Annotated in this window: 24 protein-coding genes and 2 pseudogenes; 18 read left to right on the top strand and 8 right to left on the bottom strand. The window is 43.6% G+C overall.

All coding sequences use genetic code 11. The features are described from left to right. Positions 1–372 precede the first annotated feature (372 nt). The gene (gene petB, locus IM319_RS20930; RefSeq protein WP_002798126.1) at positions 373–1,041 is read left to right on the top strand and encodes a cytochrome b6; all 669 of its coding nucleotides are present in this window, start codon (positions 373–375) and stop codon (positions 1,039–1,041) included. Between the two features lie 51 nt (positions 1,042–1,092). Next, the gene (gene petD, locus IM319_RS20935; RefSeq protein WP_286827283.1) at positions 1,093–1,575 is read left to right on the top strand and encodes a cytochrome b6-f complex subunit IV; all 483 of its coding nucleotides are present in this window, start codon (positions 1,093–1,095) and stop codon (positions 1,573–1,575) included. 1 nt (position 1,576) lies between these two features. Here petD and IM319_RS20940 read toward each other — a convergent pair whose 3' ends face one another. Beyond that, positions 1,577–1,711, bottom strand: a complete 135-nt coding sequence (locus IM319_RS20940) for a hypothetical protein (RefSeq protein ID WP_287736811.1) — start codon at positions 1,709–1,711, stop codon at positions 1,577–1,579. Continuing rightward, a pseudogene (tnpA, locus tag IM319_RS20945) lies at positions 1,668–2,082 on the bottom strand (IS200/IS605 family transposase); the annotation flags it as partial. The gene IM319_RS20940 and the pseudogene tnpA, both read right to left, overlap by 44 nt. Positions 2,083–2,144: 62 nt before the next feature. Between tnpA and IM319_RS20950 the strand changes: the two are divergent. After that, positions 2,145–3,379: pseudogene (locus tag IM319_RS20950) on the top strand (RNA-guided endonuclease InsQ/TnpB family protein). A 46-nt stretch (positions 3,380–3,425) separates the two neighbouring features. On the opposite strand, the gene IM319_RS20955 reads toward IM319_RS20950, so the two are convergent. Beyond that, positions 3,426–4,763 carry a DUF4335 domain-containing protein gene (locus IM319_RS20955; RefSeq protein ID WP_287736790.1) on the bottom strand — a complete coding sequence of 446 codons (1,338 nt, stop codon included), beginning with the start codon at positions 4,761–4,763 and terminating at the stop codon, positions 3,426–3,428. Positions 4,764–4,912: 149 nt separating this feature from the next. Further along, positions 4,913–5,452 (bottom strand): DUF3038 domain-containing protein, encoded by a 540-nt coding sequence (locus IM319_RS20960; protein WP_287736792.1) that lies wholly within the window; start codon positions 5,450–5,452, stop codon positions 4,913–4,915. 136 nt (positions 5,453–5,588) lie between these two features. Between IM319_RS20960 and IM319_RS20965 the strand changes: the two genes are divergently transcribed. After that, a complete protein-coding gene (locus tag IM319_RS20965; protein ID WP_287736794.1) occupies positions 5,589–7,160 on the top strand; it encodes a Na+/H+ antiporter in 1,572 nt (523 codons plus the stop codon). 115 nt (positions 7,161–7,275) lie between these two features. Here IM319_RS20965 and IM319_RS20970 read toward each other — a convergent pair whose 3' ends face one another. Continuing rightward, the gene (locus IM319_RS20970) at positions 7,276–7,944 is read right to left on the bottom strand and encodes a PEP-CTERM sorting domain-containing protein (protein ID WP_287736796.1); all 669 of its coding nucleotides are present in this window, start codon (positions 7,942–7,944) and stop codon (positions 7,276–7,278) included. Positions 7,945–8,297: 353 nt separating this feature from the next. Between IM319_RS20970 and IM319_RS20975 the strand changes: the two genes are divergently transcribed. The 6 genes from IM319_RS20975 to IM319_RS21000 all read left to right on the top strand — a co-directional run bounded on the left by IM319_RS20975 (position 8,298) and on the right by IM319_RS21000 (position 10,604). After that, positions 8,298–8,525: a DUF2281 domain-containing protein gene (locus IM319_RS20975; protein WP_158198790.1), complete on the top strand. Its 228-nt coding sequence runs from the start codon at positions 8,298–8,300 to the stop codon at positions 8,523–8,525. Positions 8,526–8,528: 3 nt separating this feature from the next. Further along, positions 8,529–8,915 carry a type II toxin-antitoxin system VapC family toxin gene (locus IM319_RS20980; protein ID WP_286823737.1) on the top strand — a complete coding sequence of 129 codons (387 nt, stop codon included), beginning with the start codon at positions 8,529–8,531 and terminating at the stop codon, positions 8,913–8,915. A gap of 390 nt (positions 8,916–9,305) precedes the next feature. Beyond that, a complete protein-coding gene (locus IM319_RS20985; protein WP_287672758.1) occupies positions 9,306–9,650 on the top strand; it encodes a hypothetical protein in 345 nt (114 codons plus the stop codon). Then, complete coding sequence (locus IM319_RS20990) at positions 9,647–9,832, top strand: hypothetical protein (RefSeq protein ID WP_286823740.1); 186 nt, start codon at positions 9,647–9,649, stop codon at positions 9,830–9,832. The genes IM319_RS20985 and IM319_RS20990 overlap by 4 nt, the downstream gene beginning before the upstream one ends. A 28-nt stretch (positions 9,833–9,860) precedes the next feature. Then, a complete protein-coding gene (locus IM319_RS20995; protein WP_149979815.1) occupies positions 9,861–10,172 on the top strand; it encodes a BrnT family toxin in 312 nt (103 codons plus the stop codon). 114 nt (positions 10,173–10,286) lie between these two features. Beyond that, positions 10,287–10,604: a hypothetical protein gene (locus IM319_RS21000; RefSeq protein WP_286823742.1), complete on the top strand. Its 318-nt coding sequence runs from the start codon at positions 10,287–10,289 to the stop codon at positions 10,602–10,604. 225 nt (positions 10,605–10,829) lie between these two features. Here the strand turns inward: IM319_RS21000 and IM319_RS21005 are convergent, their stop codons facing one another. Further along, positions 10,830–11,345: a single-stranded DNA-binding protein gene (locus IM319_RS21005; RefSeq protein WP_287736800.1), complete on the bottom strand. Its 516-nt coding sequence runs from the start codon at positions 11,343–11,345 to the stop codon at positions 10,830–10,832. Positions 11,346–11,430: 85 nt separating this feature from the next. Between IM319_RS21005 and IM319_RS21010 the strand changes: the two genes are divergently transcribed. The 5 genes from IM319_RS21010 to IM319_RS21030 all read left to right on the top strand — a co-directional run bounded on the left by IM319_RS21010 (position 11,431) and on the right by IM319_RS21030 (position 16,039). Beyond that, entirely contained in the window at positions 11,431–12,426 is a 996-nt protein-coding gene (locus IM319_RS21010; RefSeq protein ID WP_287736802.1) for an amino acid ABC transporter permease, read from the top strand. A 182-nt stretch (positions 12,427–12,608) separates the two neighbouring features. Beyond that, the gene (locus IM319_RS21015) at positions 12,609–12,986 is read left to right on the top strand and encodes a hypothetical protein (protein WP_286823745.1); all 378 of its coding nucleotides are present in this window, start codon (positions 12,609–12,611) and stop codon (positions 12,984–12,986) included. A gap of 65 nt (positions 12,987–13,051) precedes the next feature. Further along, positions 13,052–13,912, top strand: coding sequence for a shikimate dehydrogenase (locus tag IM319_RS21020; protein WP_287736804.1), 861 nt, complete (start codon positions 13,052–13,054; stop codon positions 13,910–13,912). A 29-nt stretch (positions 13,913–13,941) separates the two neighbouring features. After that, complete coding sequence (locus tag IM319_RS21025; RefSeq protein WP_286823747.1) at positions 13,942–14,985, top strand: AI-2E family transporter; 1,044 nt, start codon at positions 13,942–13,944, stop codon at positions 14,983–14,985. 67 nt (positions 14,986–15,052) lie between these two features. Continuing rightward, positions 15,053–16,039, top strand: a complete 987-nt coding sequence (locus IM319_RS21030; RefSeq protein WP_286823748.1) for a DMT family transporter — start codon at positions 15,053–15,055, stop codon at positions 16,037–16,039. Here IM319_RS21030 and IM319_RS21035 read toward each other — a convergent pair. Then, positions 16,016–17,245 carry a class I SAM-dependent methyltransferase gene (locus tag IM319_RS21035; protein WP_353857214.1) on the bottom strand — a complete coding sequence of 410 codons (1,230 nt, stop codon included), beginning with the start codon at positions 17,243–17,245 and terminating at the stop codon, positions 16,016–16,018. The genes IM319_RS21030 and IM319_RS21035 overlap by 24 nt on opposite strands. A gap of 545 nt (positions 17,246–17,790) precedes the next feature. On the opposite strand from IM319_RS21035, the gene IM319_RS21040 reads away from it, so the two are divergent. From IM319_RS21040 to IM319_RS21050, 3 genes are all read left to right on the top strand, one after another. Next, entirely contained in the window at positions 17,791–18,660 is an 870-nt protein-coding gene (locus tag IM319_RS21040; protein WP_287736809.1) for an MBL fold metallo-hydrolase, read from the top strand. 265 nt (positions 18,661–18,925) lie between these two features. Further along, entirely contained in the window at positions 18,926–19,624 is a 699-nt protein-coding gene (gene ubiE / locus IM319_RS21045; protein ID WP_287736810.1) for a bifunctional demethylmenaquinone methyltransferase/2-methoxy-6-polyprenyl-1,4-benzoquinol methylase UbiE, read from the top strand. Between the two features lie 35 nt (positions 19,625–19,659). After that, complete coding sequence (locus IM319_RS21050) at positions 19,660–20,898, top strand: DUF445 domain-containing protein (protein WP_287687213.1); 1,239 nt, start codon at positions 19,660–19,662, stop codon at positions 20,896–20,898. A gap of 50 nt (positions 20,899–20,948) precedes the next feature. On the opposite strand, the gene IM319_RS21055 is transcribed toward IM319_RS21050, so the two are convergent. Continuing rightward, on the bottom strand, positions 20,949–21,653 hold the full coding sequence (locus IM319_RS21055) for a DUF2993 domain-containing protein (protein WP_286823753.1): 705 nt from the start codon (positions 21,651–21,653) through the stop codon (positions 20,949–20,951). Positions 21,654–21,854: the final 201 nt, after the last annotated feature.

A 21,854-nucleotide genomic window follows, 5' to 3' on the forward strand; every position in this document is an offset into this window, starting at 1 on the left:
CGCTTGGAGAGTGAACCATAAAAAGGATAACTAGATAGCAAGTGATATTCTAGTAGGTTCGGTTCAGACATAATCGTGTAAGACCTAAGTAAGGGAAACCAGAAAGGGCTGTGATGAGCTTCGAGAATCCTCACGCCTTTAAGCCCAGGAGTGTCAACTATTCCCAGTGTCGGACAATTGTACCGATTTTTTGTAGTCTAGGAGACATTTTAAGGGAAATTTTAGGAAGTTAGCCGTTTTTCGGGGCTGGCGATCGCCCCTCGATCCCCACTGGTGGAGAAACCTGACAAGAGCGAGAATTAGACCTGAAAACTGTGTTACATTTTTTAAAGGTCACACCTTAAATCTTTCATTTTTCTTACTGGTTACGCGATGTTTACCAAACAAGTAACGGATTCCAAAGCCTATCAATGGTTTCAGGAACGCTTAGAAATTCAAGGGATCGCTGATGATATCAGCACCAAATACGTTCCCCCCCACGTTAATATCTTCTACTGTCTGGGGGGTATCACCCTTGTGTGCTTCGTGATCCAGTTTGCCACTGGTTTCGCCATGACCTTCTACTACAAACCCACTGTAGCAGAGGCCCTCTCCTCAGTACAGTACATCATGAACGAAGTCAACTTTGGTTGGTTAATTCGTTCTATCCATCGCTGGTCTGCCAGTATGATGGTCTTAATGATGATCCTGCACGTTTTCCGCGTCTATCTGACCGGTGGCTTCAAAAAACCTCGCGAATTAACCTGGGTAACAGGGGTTGTCTTGGCCGTGATCACCGTTACCTTCGGTGTCACCGGTTACTCCTTACCCTGGGATCAGGTGGGTTACTGGGCGGTTAAAATCGTTTCTGGTGTACCTGCTGCTATTCCCGTCGTCGGCGATCAACTCGTCACCCTGATGCGCGGTAGCGAAAGCGTCGGTCAAGCAACTTTAACCCGTTTCTACAGCTTACATACCTTTGTCCTGCCCTGGTCGATCGCGGTCTTCATGTTGCTACATTTCTTGATGATCCGTAAACAAGGCATTTCTGGGCCTCTATAATTCAGAAAAGTATCTCTGTCGATCCGAAATCATTTTTAGGAGACATTATCCATGTCCACATTAAAAAAGCCCGATCTCAGCGATCCCGCTCTGCGCGCTAAGTTGGCTAAAGGGATGGGTCACAACTACTACGGTGAACCCGCTTGGCCTAACGATCTGCTCTATATCTTCCCGGTAGTTATCTTTGGTACGATCGGACTCTGCACCGGTTTAGCGATTATGGATCCCACCATGATCGGTGAACCTGCCGATCCTTTCGCTACTCCCCTAGAAATTCTGCCAGAGTGGTATCTTTATCCCGTTTTCCAAATTCTCCGTATTCTTCCTAACAAACTCTTAGGTATCGCTTGCATGGCCGGCGTTCCCCTAGGCTTGATGTTAGTTCCCTTTATTGAAAGCGTCAATAAATTCCAAAATCCCTTCCGTCGTCCCGTCGCTACCGCTATCTTCCTATTTGGTACTGTGGTCACGATCTGGTTAGGTATTGGTGCCACTTTCCCCATCGATATATCTTTAACTCTCGGTTTGTTCTAAGTTACTGAACACCACCGGTTTGTTGCCCACGCTTGTGATTCCTGACTTTGGAAGAGCGATCGTGGGCAATTTTAATTTTGAGTTCTTCTATCTCAAGGTCGCGATTCCACTTTCGGGGAGTTTTGGTTCTCGACATATTTTTTTAGTTGTTCGACGGTAACGCCGCCACAACTGGCCACAAAATAAGCTCCCGTCCAAAAATAGGGTTTGTTGTAGAAATACTTTGCCGCTAAGTACGGAAATTCTTTTCTAATTAAGCGACTACTAACTGTTTTAAGGTTAGCGATTAGTTTGGATAAAGCGATGTCAGGTTTGTCATCGATAATCAGGTGAACGTAATCCGATTCACCGTTGAAATCAAGTAATGTGCTGTCCCATTTTGTGACGTTGAAACAAAAATTTCTTTAAGTCGGGCTAAGATTTCATTGTTAATAGCAATGACCGGTATTTGATGACGAATACGACGTGAGCGGTAAGTCTATAAACAGAGCGGAATCTATGATTGTAATCAGTTGACATATTAGGCGGTAAGTGTTATAATCTAATTGTACATCACGAAACTAACGACAGTGATAACGCTTACCTACCAGTACAAACTAAAGGTAAACAGACAACAGGAACGGGAGATCATCCACATTCTTGATGTTTGCAAAAGCGTTTACAATTACGCGCTCTCGGAACGGAAAGATTGGTTGAACTCTCGAAAGTGTCTTGCGGATCGCTGTTCGCTAGTTTCCGAGTACATAATTCCTGCGGATGAACCCTATCCGAATTACTTCGTTCAAGCCAAAAATCTAACGGAAGCTAAAAAAGTTTACCCGATATTAAAGACGGTTAACGCTCAAGTTTTACAGCAAGTCTTAAAAACTTTAGATAAGGCGTTTGACCAGATGAAGTCGAAAAGTTTTGGCTTTCCTAGATTCAAAAAAAAGATGCGGAGTTTTGTTTTTCCCGCGCTGTCAAAAAACTTCTTAGGTGACGAATACTTAAATTTTCCACAATTGGGAAAAATTCGGATTAGGAAATCTAGGGAGTACCCGTCTGGGTTTGAGCCTAAACAAGCTCGAATTATCCGAAAAGCGTCGGGATTTTACGTTTCGGTTTCCTTCCAGTCCCAAGAATCCGTTCCCGATATAACGGCTGGGAAGACCTGTTTAGGAATTGACGCGGGGATTGAAAGTTTTGTGGCTACTTCACGGGGAGATTTAATCAAAGCCCCTCGATTTTTGTTGAAAGTACAGAGTAAGCTTAAATTGCTACAAAGACGCTTGCAACATCAAGTCAAAGGCTCGAACAATTGGTTGAAACTCCAAGAGAAGATAGCGAGATTACACGAAAAAGTGTCTAAAAAGTGTCTAATACTCGTAGAGATTGGCACTTTAAACTAGCTCATTACCTTTGTGATATTGCTGATAATATCTTCGTTGAAGATATTAACTTCGTTTCCTGGTCTAGAGGGATCGTTAGAAAGCAATCTCTAGATTCGGGTATCGGTAGTTTTATTAACGAGATACTACCGTTTGTTGTTTGGAAACGGGGAAAATATTATCTTAAGGTCGATAAAAATGGAACTTCGCAAGAGTGTCCTAATTGTGGCGCGTTCACTGGTAAAAAGTCGTTATCGGAAAGAGTTCACCGATGCGATTCCTGCGGCCACATCGAACCAAGAGATACGGCATCGGCGAAGGTAATCGAGAACCGAGGAAAGAACGCGGTCGGACTGACCGTGTTAGAAAACGCTTGCGGAGGCGGTCTGGTGGGGGTCGTTCAGTTAAACCTGTTTGATCTAGTCAAGAGCCTATGAACCAAGAATCCCCCGCTACACCGCGCGAGCGGTTGGCGGGGGAGAGTCAAAGCTGTTCCATAAAAGTCCGCACCGTACCATCGGAACCAAGCACCAGACGCAATTGGGGATTACCGGGGACATCGAGGGGAGAAACAAAAGGTTGATTGAGCAGGGGCATATTAGTGCGATCGAGATAGATTTTCGCCGCCTGTCCCAGGGGAATAATCTGTTTTAGGGAACCATCCTGATTTAAGACCAAACGGTACTCTAGAGTATGCTTGAGACTTTCCGGCGGTTGCCAACGGGATTGAAAATATTCTCTGGTTTCTGCCACTTGGGGAATTGTATCTAGTAAATTCGTCTCTGGGGCTTTAGCGGTGCTTGTGGGCGGTTTGGGGTCTAAATTGGCATTTTCGGGGTTAATAGGGCTTAGAGGCGGTAAATTGGGCAATTTTGGCGGTGCTGGAGTCGGATTCATCGTGGTGGGGGGAACATTTACCAGTGCATTTGTACCCTGAGCGCCAGTGACGGGGGGGGCAGTAATCGGGATTTTCTGATTATTCGGTTCAATTACGATCGCCGTGCCGCTTGGGAGCGAACCCGTGACTGGTGGCGGCGGTAAAGTGGGCGGCGGAATCACCAGGGGGACGCTAGAGGGGCGAACTGGGGCTGGAACGGTTCCCACGGGTGGTGGTGGCGGTAAAGGGGTTTTATTGCCCAAATTTGCCGGTAACTGCGGGTTTGGGGCGGCCGTTCCCGTGGGAGGTAAAGGCAGCGTTGGCAAGGGTTGGGGAATCTTGGCACTATTGGGATCGATGGTTAAATCATTGTTGGCTAGTTCTTGCTGTTGATAAAATGCGATCGCTATTCCCCCGATAGTTATTAGGGCTGAGGCGATTAATCCCGTCCACATCAGGGCATTTTTTCGAGTTTTCTGGCGAATTAATGGGGGTATTAGGGGGCTTTCATGGTTATATTCCCCTAAAGCATTGGCTAGATCGAATAATTGCGATGTGGTTAATTCGATCTCCTGTTTATCCCGATCGGTTAGGAGGGAACCTAAAAATAATTGATGCTGGAGAAGTCCCCGACAACGGAGAGAGGGTAAGGAGGGAAGATGACTTTCGGGGGAACCACTAGCCACGAAGGAGAGGGTAGAAACAGGACTAGAGAGTAAATTCTGCACATAATTAGCGACAATTTCCCCTAGGAGTTGTAATTGTGTGCGATCGCCTTTGATCGTCACCTGTTTTTCCTCACTCAATCTAGGATCATCAAAGCGCAATTGAAAGTGGGCATCGTTTAAGACATTTTTACCCAGCCAAACCGCTAGAGGCGAACTATTTCCCCAAATTTCTAGGGTACAGGTGGGGGGTGTATATTTGCGAATTAGATTACTCATTTTTAGTTATCGGTGGGAATTATGAATTATGAATTATGAACTGGGAAGCTTTTTTTCAGTGATCAGTAAACAGTAATCAGTAATCAGTGAACTGAAAACTTACATCTGATAACTGATAACTGATAACTGATTCAAGGCTGATAGCCTTTTTACTTTTTACTTGCCAAAAGGGTGTGCCAGAGAAGGAGATGACTGCGGTGGCTGCTGTAGAATAATAAATCGATTAATAATTTCCAGGCTAGGGAAGTTAGGCTAGAATTGCTGAGATTATTTTCCGATATTTCTGGGTATTTTAAGCGAAAATTATCGATATAATTGCCCAAAAGCGTGGTTTTTTGGGGTTCTTGTCCTTGAGTTCCCACTTGTTCCAAGAGAATTACGGCGCGACGGATTAACTCTTGCTTTTTTTGGGCTAGATGACAGAGGAGGAGAACTAGAGAACGGATGTCCGCTAGGGAGAGGTTTGACTGGGTTTGCCAGTAGTGGGCAACTAGGCGATCGCTTGTATCCATATCTAAGGCTAATTCCTGAGCTGCTTGGGTGATAGACTCGGAGTCTAAATTAGCTAGAGATACTAAAGCTGCCAAAATCAGGTTTAAATAGCTATTAATATTCTCTAACTGCTCGTTACTGGGTGAGATAGCTAGGGGTAAATCCTCACCCATGGAGGACTCGGCAGACTGAGGCATAGTCAAGGACATAGATAATAAGGAATTGCCAGCAGAAAAACTTGGGTTTAGGAGAAAAAATCACTGGTTCTAAAGTGTAATAATAATTTAGATTGTTCTTTTCTTGCACGTCCGCTCACCGATTGCCTCCCACCCAATGAGTTTAGAATCCGCTACCGATGAAGTTATTAAGCAAAATTTAGAACAATTTCTAATTGTTTTGTCCGTTTCCCTGAGTGTGGCCACGGTTTCGAGGATTTTTAGCTGGTTTCGCCAAATTCCTTACACCCTATTGTTAGTGATAGTCGGTTTGGGTTTAGCTTTTATCGATATCCGTCTGGTGAACCTATCCCCCGAACTGATTCTAGAAATTTTTCTGCCCCCTTTGCTATTTGAAGCCGCTTGGAATACGCGCTGGCGAGATCTGAAGGATAATTGGATTCCCGTCAGTCTTTTCGCTATTGTCGGCGTAATTATCTCGATTTTCGGGGTTGGTTTTGCCCTCGATGAATTGACCAATTTGCCCCTATTTACGGCATTATTGGTGGGTGCGAGCCTTTCTTCTACGGATCCCGTCGCTGTTGTCGCTCTTTTTCGCGAATTAGGGGCCAGTAAAAACCTCACCGTGCTTTTGGAAGGGGAAAGCTTATTTAATGATGGGGTTGCTGTCGTCGCTTTCGCTCTTTTGGTGGAAATTCCCCTCGGTGCTAGTGGTCTATCCTTAGAGACAACCATTAGCCGGATTGCCGCTTTTATCGGTATCGGGGTGGCAGTGGGTTGTTTAGTGGGTTTTGGTATCTCCTATCTGACTCAACGTCTGGATTTACCCCTAGTGGAACAGTCTTTAACTCTTGTGTCCGCCTACGGTGCTTATTTATTAACCGAGGAGTTCGGGGGTTCGGGGGTAATCGGAGTGGTGACTACGGGGATTATTTTAGGTAATTTTGGCTCTAGAATTAGTATGAGTCCCCGTACCCGCCTATTAGTCACGCAATTCTGGGAGTTTCTCGCTTTTTTTGTCAATTCGATCGTTTTTCTCCTTATCGGCGATCAGATCCGTCTCTCCAGTTTAGCCGATAATCTCAATTTAATTTTTATCACGATCGCTGCCGTGGTAGCGGCCCGTTTTCTGGCTACCTTTGCTTTAGCAACTGTTAGTAATGCCTTGATGGAAACTAAAATTAATTGGCGGGAAAAAACGGTTTTATGGTGGGGAGGTTTGCGTGGTTCGGTTTCTATTGCCCTAGCTTTAAGTGTGCCGGTTATTTTTCCCAATCGTCAGGATATCATCGATATCGTCTTCGGAGTTGTTCTCTTTACTCTTTTGGTTCAGGGATTAACTATTCAAACTTTCCTATCGAGATTAGACCTGATCGGTGATCAACCAATTCGAGAAAAGTATGCGGAACTTTTAGCCCGACGGGTAGCTTTAAAAAGGGTTTTAGACTATCTTTCTAAGTTAGATAAATCTCCCGATGTTGCCCCCGAATTTTTTAGTTATGAGCAGCATCTCGTCAAAGAAAAGTTAAAGACTGTAGAAGCGGAAATTCAATCTCTCAACGATAGTTATCCCCAATTACAGCTATTAACAATGGAACAACTTCGGGAAACCCTCCTAGATATCGAAGCTGATACCTACGCTGAATTTATTCGATCCGGTCGTTTAACTAGCAATTTATCCCCCGTCCTCCAAGAAATTCTCGCTGAAAGTAAAATCAGTGAACAGTAGGACTATTTTGGGGTATATACAATCAATCTCAATTCTCCTAATGATCGACGACTGGCTCCTATGACAAAAACCCCTGCAATTAATGAAGGGATGTTGTGGGGTTTTATGGGGGATTTTAGGAGACTTTTGTAGTTTCCTTTTCTGTCAATTTAGATGACTTCACTTTGCGCTTCAGGGTTGAAGCTGTGCCTAGAGTGCCGAGAGCAAGGAGACTGAGAGTTGAGGTGGGTTCAGGGGTGGAGACAGGATTAGTTGCTACGTCGAACTGAAAGTTATCCCATCCGAGTCCGGCAGGATCAGTAACGTTATATATTCGTATAGACGAGACATTACTAAAGCCAGTTAGGTCAACGAGATTTGGTACAAAAGGGTCATTGAATCCCAAAATATTAACGGTCGAAGAAAATAAGCCGTTTTCAAACACATCAACCAAGGCAACTACACCACTAGCATTGTCTCCTACCTGGTAGAAAGATAGATTATTAACTCCGCTGCTAAAGGTAAGTATCGTCTCTTGAGTACAGTTGATTCCCCCTGCTGTAGGTGCAGTACAAATGAAGTTATTTCCGAAACCAAGGCCGGGCTGAGTGGTTACTTTGTTTACGAACCCCGCATTTGCGGAGAATACTACGTCAGAGAATTGATTCGTTACGACGGTTCCGTTGGGCAACCCCTCGAAGCCTATTGATGCGGCGAACGCATGAGTTGCTCCTGTTAAATCAATTGCGATCATTCCAACGGCTGCCAATGAGACCTTCTTCAGTACATTTACATTTAAACTCATAATTTTTAGAACTGCCTACAGTACGATCGCCTCCCTCGTAGCTAGGTCAAGCAACAACCCAACCCAAGACAGAAGGCAGATGACAAAAGAACACACATTACCCCCCCAAAAAAACTGTATCTTAGGCTACATTTTATAAATCTTTACATTTCCTTCTTAATCTCTATCAAGAAAACTCAGAACCAGAATAAACAACCCCCAGAAGACGAGACAGAGAAACCCGAACCGACTTCCGTAGTGCGATCTCGCGTAGCGAGCGCGTTGCGACCGCACCATCCTTAACTTGTCCCCTCACCTCTGAAAACCGATGTTATCCTTAAGGTATTCCCCCAAAATCCTCAAATCAAATCGTTATGAACAATGCTGACCTAGATACCAATTCTCCTTTGTTGCAAACCCTTCAGACATTACCTGTCCAACAACAACAAGAAATTCTCGATTTTTTGGAATCTATAGTCAATCAACACCATCAAACCCAAATAACCCAAACAGGTAGAATTGCAGGATTATATCAAGGTCAAGGCTGGATCAGCGATGACTTTAACGAACCCCTAACCGATGAACTCTTGCCGCCAACTTAACCCATGCAACTTTTATTAGATACCCATAGCTTTATTTGGTGGTCAATTAACTCAGAAAAACTATCAGTAACCGGGCAAGATTTGTTATTTGATCGAAATAATCGCTTGTTTTTAAGCGTTGCTAGTGTCTGGGAAATGCAAATAAAACTGCAACTGGGAAAATTACAACTTAACCCATCCTTACAGGAATTAATTAACAATCAAATAACCATTAATAATCTAGAAATACTTTCTATTGATCTAGCTCATATCTGGACACTAGCAACCCTTACCCACTATCATAAAGACCCCTTTGATCGACTTTTAATATCCCAATCAATAACCGAAATTATGCCGATTCTGAGCATTGATGAAATATTTGACCGTTACCCCGTTCAAAGAATTTGGTAAATTTCCCAAAATGTGAGGCGATCGTGGTTCTTATATTGCGATCGCCCCCTCGCAGCTAGGTCAAGCAACAGCCTCACCCAACACCAAAGGCAGATGACAAAAGAATACACATTACCACCTGCCGCACTGTATCCTAAGCTACAATTTAATAAATCTTTATATTTCTCTCCCTAGCTTAGGGATTCATAGGGAAAGGAGTTTCAGGTGTTTTCCCCTGTTTTACCCCTTCTCAGGCGACCTATCGCCTTCCGTGAGGGATTTTGGCGCGGTATGTGGGATTCGCCTTTGCGTTCTCCCTTGACTGCCCCTCAACTCGATCGCTAACCAAATTAAGTACGATTACCTCGCACCAACCAGATGATAGACTGGGGATAACAGAAATAACTGAATATGGCTAAATTACCGGAGGAAACCCTAACTAGCATTTTTGAGCTACTGCGTCAACTAGCGGAGCAGATAGAATACGCATCAGCGACGGAATGGCAACTTTTTACTGAATACGGGGAAAATGAGCGGACATTATCAGAATTAGAAGAATTATTTAATGCCAGAGAGAGGGTAATTAATTCCTACTCCCGAATTAATAATATCCTGCTGAGAATTTTACAAGAGCAGCCGACTCTCTCAAATACGATGCTAGAGATGTTAGAAAGAGCGATTTTGCAAGGAACAGCCAGCGTAGATGCTGTTAACGCTAGTATTAATGAAGTTAAGAGGCAATGGAACTTACTATGACTTACCGCACCTCCTATCCTGATGAAGCAACTAGAAAACAATCTCTTGAACGCTTACGGGAAACTAACCGCCAGATTGAGCTTTATAATCTCTTTTTAGACGATATACTCGCTCAACTCGAAACAGAATCCCGTCAAAAGAGACGAGAAAGGCTAATGCAAAGAGGGCAACCTATTGAATAGTAGGTAGTTATGGAGTTAGAGTCAAAAGATGGAGTTCGAGTGGGATGACCAAAAGAACAACATCAATATTGAAAAACACGGGATCGACTTTAATTTTGCCAAAGAAATCTTTTCAGGAGTCTGGCTCTCAAAACCTGATAATCGCAGAGACTACGGCGAAGAAAGATTAATCGCTTTGGGACTTTTAGGAGAATTCGTCCTAGTTGCAGTGTACACTTTACGAGAACAGAAAATACGGCTTATATCTACAAGACGCGCTAATGCAGAGGAAAGGAGAATTTATTATGAGTATGTCGAGAGAGGAACAATTAAAGATCCTTGGTCAGATGAAAGATTCTGATATAGATTATTCAGATATACCTGCTACTGATGCCGAATTTTGGCAAGAAGCTACTGTTAATTCTCCTCTAAAAGTTCCTGTAACTCTGCAGCTTGATCCCTCAGTTGTTGCATCATGGTACATCAAGGTCTGGAGGAGAAATGGGTCTTACTCAACAGCGATGCCATTGAATTTGAAATCAGTAGGAACCCAGACCCTTTCAAAAAAGAGCAACTGGAATCCATCCTATCGGTTGCCACCCGTCGGCTCCCTTCGAGTGAGGCGATCAAATTGAGAGCCACAGCCTTGATGGAACTGGGTTTTAAGCTCTATTACCAAATTTCTAAATCCATGACAGACATCCACGCTCGAATGCTTGCCAAGCCTGCATTCGTTGTGACGCGAATAAAGAAAAATGGTATCCTATTGGTGATTTTCTCTCACTTATGGTGAGCAGCAGAAGTTGTTCAAAGAGGGCGAAGGCAATTCGCCCCTACAATAATATTATTGCGCCAATAGTAGGGGCGCATCGTGGTCACTGAGTTTATCGAACTGCGTGCGCCCAAATGTAATATAGATATTTATACAAAATTGAGATGCACCCAATTCACACTCTGGAAAGAGGGAAAACCAGAACAAAAAAGGGAAAAATATCTGTAATTAATTCTGTTGGGGTACTTAGAAAGGAATATCGTCTAAATTTTCCTCCACTGATGTGTCAGAAGGTTGCCAAGCAGAAGGATTAGAAAGTTCATAGGATGCGTCGTATTCAAAATCCCCGGTGGAGACAGGTGCGACGGGTTTTTCCACCTCGGTTTTATTAGATTTATAGGTATTGATTGGTACGACTTTTTCTGGAGTCGGGGCTGCCATTTCACCGCTACTCATGCTGCCGTCAAGATGATAAAGATGACTAATAACTAATTCGGCCCGTTTTTCCTTAAAACCTTCGGGACGATCGATCATTTGCATGGAGAGACGGCCTTCCAAAATGACCTGATCACCTTCATTATAGTTCTGAGCGACTTCTGAGGCTAAATTTCCCCAAGCTACGGCCTTTAAATTAGCCGGGGTTGCCTCGGCACGATTGGGAGAAAACTCGACTAACATTTGAGCGTAGGGAGTTTGATTATCTTGGGTATAACGTAATTCGGGACGACGGACAATTTTAGCCATTAAAATGCAACTGTTCATGGTCGGAAATCAGTCTGAATTTTTCTAATAGCACCATTGTACTGAAAAAGTACAATGATCACCACTGTGGAGGTTAGGGAATTTTATGGGACTCTGGTTAAGAAAAAATCTCTTTAACACTTGGTACAACGTCATCTTAACCCTTGCGGGTCTATTTCTCAGCCTCTGGGGTGGCTTAAGTTTTCTCGATTGGGCGATAAATCAGGCAAAATGGGCTGTAGTGACGGAAAATATCGGTTTATTTCTGGTCGGTCGTTATCCAGAGCAGTCAATATGGCGAATTTGGCTGATTTTAACGATTATTACGGCTTTATCACTGTTTTCTTGGCAATTAAACCAGGGTCGCTTCCCCGATTGTCCCGCTTTTCTCCGACGCTGGTGGGGATTGATCTGGTTATTGACTTTACCTTTAATTGCTTGGTTACTATTGGGGGGATTATTTTTAACGACAATCCCCCTCGATGATCTCAGTGGTTTAATCTTAACTTTATTAGTAGCGATCGCAAGTATGATTTTATCTTTCCCCTTGGGGGTATTATTAGCCCTGGGGAGACAGAGTGAATTACCGGCAATTCGTTGGCTATCTATTGGCTATATCGAATTATTGCGCGGGTTGCCTTTGTTGGGAATTTTATTCATGGCCCAGGTGATGTTACCCTTAATTTTACCCGCCGGGACTAGACCAGAACGGGTGATCAGAGCGATCGCTGGATTTACTCTTTTTGCAGCAGCCTATCTGGCCGAAAATGTCCGCGGTGGTTTACAAGCGATTCCCAAAGGTCAAATTGAAGCGGCCAAAGCTTTGGGTTTAAAACCGATTTTCGTTTTATTATTGATCGTTCTACCCCAAGCTTTAAAAGCGGTCATTCCCGCTATTGTTGGTCAATTTATCAGTTTATTTAAGGATACTTCTCTACTGGCAATCGTGGGACTGGTGGACCTCTTGGGTATGGCAGGATCGGTTTTGGCTAATCCGAAATTTATCGGCGATTATCCAGAAGTTTATCTATTTTTGGCGTTTATTTACTGGATTTTCTGTTATTCTATGTCCCTAGCCAGTCGTAGGTTAGAACAGCGTTGATTGGGGTGTGGGAAGTTTTATCAGTGAACAGTGAAAAGTGAACAGTAAACTGAAAACTCCCATCTGATCACTGATTACTGATCACTGATAGATGGCTACCTAGCTTTTTGTCATAAATATTGATATTATTTAAGAATCAGCAGCAATTTATGGTAAATATATTTATTTAGGAGAGGGAGAAAATGGCTGGATTCTTTGGCCTGTTTGGCAATAAGACGAAATACGTCGATGAACCGATGGATCTGAGCGCACCGGAACCGAAAGAGGCTTTTTACTTGGAACCCGATGATGCTAAAACTCTCGGTGATATCGACTTTATGCGGACACCGATCACGATCCGACGTACTTTCCCGAAAACTGCCTCGAATAAAAAGGGTGGCGAATCGATTAAACAGATTTCCTCTATGGAAGTCAGCAAAGTCACCGATAACGGTATTGTGGCAAAATCGGCGACTTCCGAGGCTAATGGTAACGGTAACGGTACTAATGATAACGGTCGTCGCACTAACGATGACAGTATCAATCCTTTCCTGAAAATGGCCCGCGAAATCAAGAAATAGTATAGTAAGGCGAGCATTGGCTACCCTTGAGATCAAACTTTGGTGGGGAAAGCCCACCTTTTTTTATGACCATTATTAACGGAAAAACCAAGTTATTAGGCGTAATCGGCGATCCCATCGGCCATACTCTTTCTCCCCTCATGCACAATGCCGCTATCGATGCCTTGGGGGTAAATTATGTCTATCTTCCCCTACCTATCGCCCCGGAAAATTTGGCAACTGCGATCGCTGGCTTGGCTGCCATTGATCTACAGGGTTTTAGCGTTACGATTCCCCATAAATTAGCAATTATTCCCTTATTATCGCAAATTACCGAGAAAGCAAGGCTAGTAGGCGCAGTTAATACCGTCTGGCGCACGGAAACCGGTTGGCAGGGAACGAATACCGATGTGGATGGTTTTCTCGCACCCTTGAAATCCCTTGACAAAGATTGGAGTCGGGTGAATCCAGTTATTTTAGGCAATGGCGGCGCTGCCCGGGCGGTAGTGGTGGCTTGCGCCCAGTTGGGCTGTGGCAAAATTCATGTGGTAGGACGCAATCAAAAGAAATTAGATCCTTTTAAAGAAAGTTGGGCGAATACAAGCCTCTATGACCTCCTAGAAGTGCATAGCTGGGACGAATTAGAGGGGCTGGTATCCACCACAGAACTCTTGGTTAATTCTACCCCGATCGGAATGTCCCCCCAGGGCGAACAATCCCCAGTTGAGTTAGAATTATTAGACCTTTTATCCCCATCGGCGATCGCCTACGATCTAATTTATAATCCCCGGCCGAGCAAATTTCTCCGGTTAGCCCAGACTAGAGGGATAAGAATTATTGATGGGTTAGAAATGTTAGTTAATCAGGGAGCGATCGCACTAGAAATCTGGTTAGGTCAACCCGTCCCCGTCTCGGTGATGCGGGAAGCTCTGTTAAAACAATTCTAAATGCTAAAATCCTATTTCTGGCTTTATTTATGCCCCCTTCTAGCTCCTTTTGGAAAACTCTGAATAACTCGATTCTAGTACGCTATCTATTATTATTTGGCTGTGGCTGGAGTCTAATTATCTTAATTAACTATTTCTACGGGATGATCGCTATTTTTACCGGTTCGGCAGTCCTGGCCGCTCTATTAAATTATCCCGTGGTTTGGTTATCCCGTTATCTACCGAGAGGACTAGCCATTGCTATTACCACCCTAGTAGCTTTTATCCTCCTATTTAGATTAGTCACAGGCATAGGATTAGAAGCGGTTAATCAGGGGAGAGGACTACTATTCAATCTTACCGATGCCCTTGGTCAAAAAGATTTTTTACCCTTTCAAGACTTTCTCGATCGATTAGATTTGAATAAAATGGTGGGAAGCTTACAAACCGGTTTAGCCACGGGTTTATCGATCGTACAAGGAGTTTTTTCCAGTGTCTTTACGGTCATTTTCGGGGCGGTGATCAGTGTTTATATGCTCATTGATGGTGATAAACTCTGGCGAAGTTTTTTGCAACTTCTCCCCCTAGCATACCGGGAGCGTTTTGCCAAGTCTTTTCGACAAAGTTTTCTGGGATTTATTCGCGGGCAACTGTTGTTAATGCTCTTTTTATCGGTGACAAGTTTCATAAGTTTTTCCCTATTAGGAATCAAATATGGGCTAATTTTAGCGGGTATTCTCGGTATTATCGATGCTATCCCGGGTATCGGGGCAACCCTGGGCATTTTGTTGGTAACTATCTTGACTTTTACCTCCCAGGGACTAGCAGTTGCCGTTAAAGCTTTTATTGTCTGTGTTGTCTTGGTGCAAATTCAAGATAATATTATTCGCCCTAAAGTTATGGGCAATGCCCTAGAATTAAACCCAGTAATTTTATTTTTATCCCTCTTTATCGGCGAAAGAGTTGCGGGATTATTAGGGGTTTTTCTATCCATTCCCATCGCCGGGATGATCGCGATCTGGATCGGTTCAAGTGAAGAAAAACAAATAACAGCTTTAGAGGAAAATCAGTTAGGAGAAAGTCAAGAGAATTAAGAGCCGATCCCCAGTCTCTACTATACAATTAGGGAAATTTGTTATCCACAACACTCGATCGCTACCTATGGAAAACTTAGATTTAAAGAAATCCTCGCCCCTCTTATTTATCTCACCGTTTTTTCTCTGGGGAACAGCGATGGTAGCGATGAAGGGTGTTATCCCCCATACCACCCCCCTATTTATGGCGGGAATTCGCCTTGTCCCCGCCGGAATGTTAGTTTTAATAGTAGCTTGGTTTTTAGGTCGTCCTCAGCCCAAAACCCTGCAAGCGTGGCTATGGATTGCCCTTTTTGCTCTGATGGATGCCACTCTTTTTCAAGGTTTTCTGGCATTGGGATTAAATCGCACCGGGGCGGGGTTAGGATCGGTAATTATTGACTCGCAACCCCTAGCGGTGGCTTTAATGTCGAGTTGGCTATTTAAAGAAGTTATCGGTGTCTGGGGATGGTTGGGATTGGGTTTAGGAATTGGGGGAATTAGTTTAATTGGCTTGCCCGATCAATGGTTTTATGACTTTTTTGGACAAAAAGCGGTAAATATTGACTTTAGCTGGCAGGAATTACTAAATAGCGGCGAAATGCTGATGCTTTTGGCTTCCCTATCCATGGCGGTGGGAACAGTCTTAATCCGGTTTGTCTGTCGTCATGCGGATCCCGTCAGCGCCACGGGATGGCACATGATTTTAGGGGGATTGCCCCTATTTTTAGCTTCAGGTTTCAGAGAATCCCATCAATGGCAGAATATCGATTTCAATGGTTGGTTAGCTTTAAGTTATGCCACTATTTTTGGTAGTGCGATCGCTTATGGAATATTCTTTTATTTAGCCGCCAAGGGCAATTTAACCAGTTTAAGTTCTTTAACTTTTTTAACTCCGGTTTTTGCCCTCACTTTCGGTAATTTATTCCTCGGTGAGATGTTAAGTGTATTGCAATGGGTGGGGGTATCTTTAACCCTCGTTAGTATTTATTTAATCAATCAAAGGGAAAGAATCGCCCCACAATTGCGGGCAATTTTTGCTAATCTTTCCTCACTTATACCCAAAAGCAACTAACTCAAATTCTGTCCGAATTACCTCGACTCTGGCAAAATTTGCTTCTTGTAATTTTTGGGTGAGATTTTGAGAGGTAAAACCGGTTTTATGAGCCATATAGGGCATCCCAGGCACTTCTGTTCCCATGCCGTAAAACATCCATAAAGCACGCACGGGACCCCCGGGAGAAATATATAAAGGTTCATTTTCCATATCGCCTCTAGCGACAAATTCGGCGGCAGTTTGCATATCGGGAACCACGATCATCAAAAAGCCTTCGGGTTTAAGAATGCGTTTAAATTCCCCTAGGGCGATGGGAACTTCGTAATGATAAATATGTTCTAAATTATGACTAGAAAAAACCCCATCGACGGAGTTATCGGGAACGGCACTTAAATCGGTAATCGTTCCTAAAATATCGGGGTTAACAGCGGTGTTTATATCGAGGCGAATTTCTTGCCAATTGCCATCGCGGAATAGTTGGGGTAGAGCTTCGGGATTATAGGGACCACAACCCACATTTAAAACCAGTTTTTTCGGGGATTTTAGCGGTGTTATCCCCCGGGGAGCATTCCAAGCTAATAAACAAATATTTTTGAAACCAAGCAAACCGTGATTAGCGACTTGATCATCTAAAATTATCTGGGCTTGGGGATGGGTTTTAAGAAAATCTTTTATTGCTTGTTGGAGAGCAGGATGCTGACATTTATTGATAATAATTAAAGCGGAATCAGACCAGAATTTTTGGGCTAAAAGTAAGGAGATCAAGAGCGAACGATAGTCTTCGGCGGCATCGTAGTAATAAACTCCCAGCTTTTCTTCACTGTTTAATTCTTCCAGATCATCGAAAAAGTTTTCCGTTTCTTGATCGCTTAAAAATATCTGTTCTGATAGTCGAAAATCCTCCAAATCCTGAGATAATATAGTTAGGTTTTCTCCCGATGGATCGTATTTAAAAAAAGCTTCCACGCCATAACCGTGGCGATCGCTATTATTCCAGAAAGCGGCGACTAAACTACCGCGACGAAAACAACCCACTTGACAGTAAACCTCGTCCTGTTGCAGACAGGCAACGGCTAGATTGAGTAGGGGAAAGAGATTGAGATCGGTATAGGAGGCGTTTTTTTGGCTTAAAAGGGTTAATTGCTCGGAAATAGGCGACATTAAAGGCGATCCCCAATCCTGATACTGTTGGGGCAGTTTTTCTAAGAATTGCTGTAAATCCATACCTTGGCTCTTGTAAAAGTGACGATCCTCACCTCTAATCATAGATCGTTAAGCTAAGACGTATTTAGGGTCTGCTGAAAAAGTTTTTCGGTGGGGGTAGGGGGTAGGGGGTAGGGGGTTGGGGGTTGGGGGTTGGGGGTTGGGGGTTGGGGGTTGGGGGTTGGGGGTTGGGGTGTGGGGTGTGGGGTGTGGGGTTTTACCCATTTTCAGATGGTCGATTACCTAATTTTCGGGGAAAAAGTCCCTGAATTTTCCCCCCAATCACTGCAAGGGTCGGCACTTTTTGAGGGAAAAAAAGTCTAAAAATATTATCCAACAAGGTTTTTAGATTTATTCAGCAAACCCTATTTAAACCGCTTATTTTTAGATTAGCCGAATCTCCCCCAATCCCTTTACTGTTTTTTGCATGAGTGCCTCTTGCCTCGTCTGGCCCAAGCAATTTAAATTACGAACAGCTTATCTTAGGGATGAAGTCAGCGCCTTAATTGTCAGAGAATGCTAATCTGATCTATCAGCCCATCAGCACAAGTAGAGGAACTTCTGATATGCCCGACAACCGCTTCCAGATCAAATTTTGGGGAGTACGGGGGAGTATTCCCTGTCCTGGTTCGGAAACCGTTCGTTATGGTGGTAATACTTCCTGTGTGGAGATGCAAGTCGGTAGAGAAAGATTAATCTTTGACGGTGGTACGGGGTTACGCGCCCTAGGACAGTCTTTGATGGCAGAAAGTCCAGCGAAAGCCCATTTATTTTTCAGCCACTCCCATTGGGATCATATTCAGGGTTTTCCTTTTTTTATGCCCGCTTTTATCAGGGGTAATACTTTTAAAATCTATGGGGTTCCCTTCCCCAACGGGGCAACCATCAAGCAAAAATTACACGATCAGATGTTACATCCTAATTTTCCCGTGCCTTTGCAGATTATGCGGGCCGATTTAGAATTTTATGATCTAGAAATGGGCGAAACCCTCCACTGTGGGGATGTCACCGTCGAAACCCGTCCTTTAAATCATCCAGGAGACGCGGTGGGTTATCGGGTAAATTGGCAGGGTTTATCGGCAGCTTATATTACTGATACCGAACATTTTCCCGATCGCCTTGATGATAACGTTCTGGCTTTGGCTCGGCAAGCGGATGTCATGATCATTGATGCTACCTACACCGATGAGGAATACAACGATCCTAAGTATTCTAAGGTGGGTTGGGGTCATTCCACTTGGCAGCAGGCAGTCAAAATCGCTAAGACAGCGCAAGTTAAGCAGTTAGTTCTATTTCATCACGATCCCGCCCATAATGACGATTTTCTCGATTGCATTGGGGAACAGGTAAGAAGGGTTTTCCCTGAAACTATTCTCGCCCGGGAAGGCCTCTCGATCGAACTGCGACCGGGAGATGATCAGATAGATGAAGTGTAATCTAAATAGGTAGGCGTTAAAAATTATCAGATGCCCCCCTTATTAAGGAGGATCCCCCCGCCTATCGGCACCCCCCTTATCAAGGGGGGCAGGGGGGATCGAACCTAAAATCCATTTTTAATTTAATTATAACCAGCTACTTAAGTCACTGTTCCCCACTATGAAGATAACTGCTGTGGATGCTCAACAGCTTATCCCCGTGAGCGCAGATAAGATAGAATGGTATAACTTGATCTGGGATTTTCTCTGGTGCTATATTATCAAAATGTCCAATCAATCCTCACCTAACTCTAGGGAAATACAAGCAATTTTTGATCAGATCGCTCCCGAATATGACCGACTCAATCAAGAATTAAGTTTAGGATTACACCACGTCTGGAAATTAATGACAGTCAAATGGTGTCAACCCAAAAAAGGGGATTTTGCCCTCGATAGCTGTTGTGGTAGCGGCGACCTGACTAATCTATTATCAAAACAAGTGGGTAAAACTGGCCAAGTGATCGGACTAGATTTTTCCCCACAACAATTAAAAATCGCCCGTCAACGTTTTAGCGCCACTAATATTCACTGGATGGAAGGGGATGCCCTCAATTTACCCTTTGCCGATTCTAGGTTTGATTGTGCCACTATCGGCTATGGATTACGCAATGTGGTCGATATTGCCCAATGTCTGGGGGAATTATACCGAGTCCTGAAACCGGGTGCTAAAGCGGCGATTCTTGACTTCCATCAACCCACCGAAACCATAGCCAAACTATTGCAAAACTGGTATCTCGATCATATCGTCGTTCCCGCCGCCGAGCGCTACGGCTTAACTGACCAGTACGCTTATATTAGTCCTAGTATCGATCGCTTTCCCCAGGGCCGAGAACAGGTAAAATTAGGCTATCGGTCGGGATTTTCCGGTGCCGTCCACTATCCACTCCTAGCAGGACTGATGGGAGTGTTAGTCTTAAAGAAATAACTTACTCACATTTGCGTTTATTTTTTGCTGCTAAATTGAATCTCGCTACTCTTTGGACATGGAGCTTACCGCCGATCGCGGGGGCAATTATTGGCTATTTCACCAACGATGTAGCCATAAAAATGCTGTTTCGTCCCTACAAAGCTATTTATATCGGTAAGCGTCCTCTTCCCTTCACCCCGGGGCTAATTCCTCGCAATCAAGATCGATTAGCTCTGCGGGTATCGGATACGATCATGGGTTCCCTGTTAACTCCCGAGGAATTACAAAAACTGGCTAAACGACTCCTCGACACCGAAAGGGTACAGGGGGCGATACTCTGGCTGTTACAATTAGCTTTAAAACAAATAAAAGGCGATCGGCAAGCAAAAACAGCCGAGATTTTGGCGGCGATTCTTCACGATTTATTCGGGGAATCTTTAGCGAGATTACTAAAAGTTTTAGCCCGACGGCAGGACTTTTTAGAAAAACAGATCAATCAAATTTTTGATCGCCTAGTCTTAGAATTTTCTCTCAGTGAACAACAGGCCCGACAATTCTCCGATTGGCTATTAGAAACTGTCCTACCTGCTGATGTTATCCGTCTAGCTTTAATCGATTTTTTAACCGATCGCAATATTCAAGTTATCGATGAAGGATTTCGGGAAAAAACCAGTGGAACCTATTGGGTAGTAGCCAATTTATTCGGTTTACGCAATGCCCTCGCCCGCTTACGCACTTTTTGCCTTGATGAAAAGGATTTAGCTAATACCAGAATCAAAGAATTATTACTATCTTTAGAGATGCGTAATCGTCTGAAAAACTGGTTACAAAGTATCTCTTTACAAAATTTACCTATCTCCACCGTCAGACAATTGCGTAAAACCACCAGGGATACGGTGCGAATTTATATTCAAGAAAGTGGCGAACAATTTCTGCAAGATTTTGGACAAACGATCGACTGGGATCAAATCGCTAATTTAATTATTAATCGTCTGCAATCCTCGGTGTCAATGACTACATCATTAGGGGTAATTAGTCAAGAGTTAGCGTTAATTTTAGAGCGTTATTTAGAGGAAGATTTAGAGAAATTAGTCGCCCAAATTATCCCGATTCTCAACATCGATCAGGTGATCCGCGATCGGGTAAATGCCACTTCCCCCGCCGATCTGGAAAATGCTATTCAAGGCATTGTTAAACAAGAATTACAGGGAATTGTTAATCTTGGTGGTATTCTCGGTCTTCTAGTTGGACTAATGCAAACAATTATTTTAATCGCACAGAATCCGGGGTAATAATTGGGGGGTTAAACTAAGTTAACCCCCCGGAATCATTGCGTTTATTTTTAAGGTAAAATCAAAAAACTTCCCTGACAGAAAAGAGTTTGATCGTCGAGAATAAAAGATTTAATCTCCACATCTTTGCCTAAATCGACGGTAAAAGGTTGCAAATCAACAGATAAATCTGGGGCTAAACCTTGCCATTGTCGGGGACTAATCCCTAAAGTGCGGGCATCTTCTAAGGCAATATCGGCACTAAAAATTACTTCTGCACCTGTTTCTCTATGGCCGAGAAGACAGAAATAACCCTGATTTAGGAGAACATTTTTCCAGTTAAAACGCTGTTGTGAGATAATTTCTCTGGCGTTAACAACTCCGTTATTTTCTAGGGAAAAAATTAGTAAATCCGCAAAAGCATTAACTAAAATAGTCGAGGCGATCGAATTATTTAAATCCTGCTCGTTAATTTCCACCTCACCGCTAACCCGAATAGGTTCCAAAATTTTTAGGGGTTTCCCTCGCAAAACCTGCCCGATATTAAGACGAATATTTTCCCCTCTTAATTGCGCTTTACCTAGATGTAAACCTTGATAAATCGCTTTTCCTACGGCCAAAAATACCCCAGGGATATAACCGCGCAAAATTTGCCGATCATGACCGTGCAGCTGCATTTCTAAATCTTCTATCTGTTCTACTTGCGATCGCAAGAACAGGCGTACTGCTGGCGGCAAAACCTTACTAATAATCTCACTTTGAGTATTGACCCACATAAACGTTATCTCACTCACTCCACAATGTTTTTAATTGTAACAGAGCTAGATCGATCAAACCTTGACATCCTCACCGCCGTAAACGGACGGTGATTCCCAAACCTCACGATTTAGGTTTCTGCTTCTTTCCCTTGCGGGGTTTCGCACCTGCCTTAACAGATTTACTCTGTTCTGGTCTTATGGTCGCTCTACAGACTGACA

Origin of the sequence: Microcystis sp. M113S1, from assembly GCF_020246945.1 — a bacterium.
Taxonomy (GTDB): Bacteria; Cyanobacteriota; Cyanobacteriia; order Cyanobacteriales; family Microcystaceae; genus Microcystis.

Coding starts and splice junctions, on each gene's coding strand:
- IM319_RS21020 (WP_287736804.1), top strand. CDS start 13,052: ATGACCATTATTAACGGAAAAACCAAGTTATTAGGCGTAATCGGCGAT.
- IM319_RS21005 (WP_287736800.1), bottom strand. CDS start 11,345: ATGAACAGTTGCATTTTAATGGCTAAAATTGTCCGTCGTCCCGAATTA.
- IM319_RS21035 (WP_353857214.1), bottom strand. CDS start 17,245: ATGGATTTACAGCAATTCTTAGAAAAACTGCCCCAACAGTATCAGGAT.
- petB (WP_002798126.1), top strand. CDS start 373: ATGTTTACCAAACAAGTAACGGATTCCAAAGCCTATCAATGGTTTCAG.
- IM319_RS21040 (WP_287736809.1), top strand. CDS start 17,791: ATGCCCGACAACCGCTTCCAGATCAAATTTTGGGGAGTACGGGGGAGT.
- IM319_RS21000 (WP_286823742.1), top strand. CDS start 10,287: ATGGTACATCAAGGTCTGGAGGAGAAATGGGTCTTACTCAACAGCGAT.
- ubiE (WP_287736810.1), top strand. CDS start 18,926: ATGTCCAATCAATCCTCACCTAACTCTAGGGAAATACAAGCAATTTTT.
- IM319_RS20960 (WP_287736792.1), bottom strand. CDS start 5,452: ATGCCTCAGTCTGCCGAGTCCTCCATGGGTGAGGATTTACCCCTAGCT.
- IM319_RS21015 (WP_286823745.1), top strand. CDS start 12,609: ATGGCTGGATTCTTTGGCCTGTTTGGCAATAAGACGAAATACGTCGAT.
- IM319_RS20955 (WP_287736790.1), bottom strand. CDS start 4,763: ATGAGTAATCTAATTCGCAAATATACACCCCCCACCTGTACCCTAGAA.
- IM319_RS21055 (WP_286823753.1), bottom strand. CDS start 21,653: ATGTGGGTCAATACTCAAAGTGAGATTATTAGTAAGGTTTTGCCGCCA.
- IM319_RS20965 (WP_287736794.1), top strand. CDS start 5,589: ATGAGTTTAGAATCCGCTACCGATGAAGTTATTAAGCAAAATTTAGAA.
- IM319_RS20970 (WP_287736796.1), bottom strand. CDS start 7,944: ATGAGTTTAAATGTAAATGTACTGAAGAAGGTCTCATTGGCAGCCGTT.
- IM319_RS20975 (WP_158198790.1), top strand. CDS start 8,298: ATGAACAATGCTGACCTAGATACCAATTCTCCTTTGTTGCAAACCCTT.
- IM319_RS21025 (WP_286823747.1), top strand. CDS start 13,942: ATGCCCCCTTCTAGCTCCTTTTGGAAAACTCTGAATAACTCGATTCTA.
- IM319_RS20990 (WP_286823740.1), top strand. CDS start 9,647: ATGACTTACCGCACCTCCTATCCTGATGAAGCAACTAGAAAACAATCT.
- IM319_RS20940 (WP_287736811.1), bottom strand. CDS start 1,711: ATGTCGAGAACCAAAACTCCCCGAAAGTGGAATCGCGACCTTGAGATA.
- IM319_RS20980 (WP_286823737.1), top strand. CDS start 8,529: ATGCAACTTTTATTAGATACCCATAGCTTTATTTGGTGGTCAATTAAC.
- IM319_RS21030 (WP_286823748.1), top strand. CDS start 15,053: ATGGAAAACTTAGATTTAAAGAAATCCTCGCCCCTCTTATTTATCTCA.
- IM319_RS20995 (WP_149979815.1), top strand. CDS start 9,861: ATGGAGTTCGAGTGGGATGACCAAAAGAACAACATCAATATTGAAAAA.
- IM319_RS21010 (WP_287736802.1), top strand. CDS start 11,431: ATGGGACTCTGGTTAAGAAAAAATCTCTTTAACACTTGGTACAACGTC.
- IM319_RS20985 (WP_287672758.1), top strand. CDS start 9,306: ATGGCTAAATTACCGGAGGAAACCCTAACTAGCATTTTTGAGCTACTG.
- petD (WP_286827283.1), top strand. CDS start 1,093: ATGTCCACATTAAAAAAGCCCGATCTCAGCGATCCCGCTCTGCGCGCT.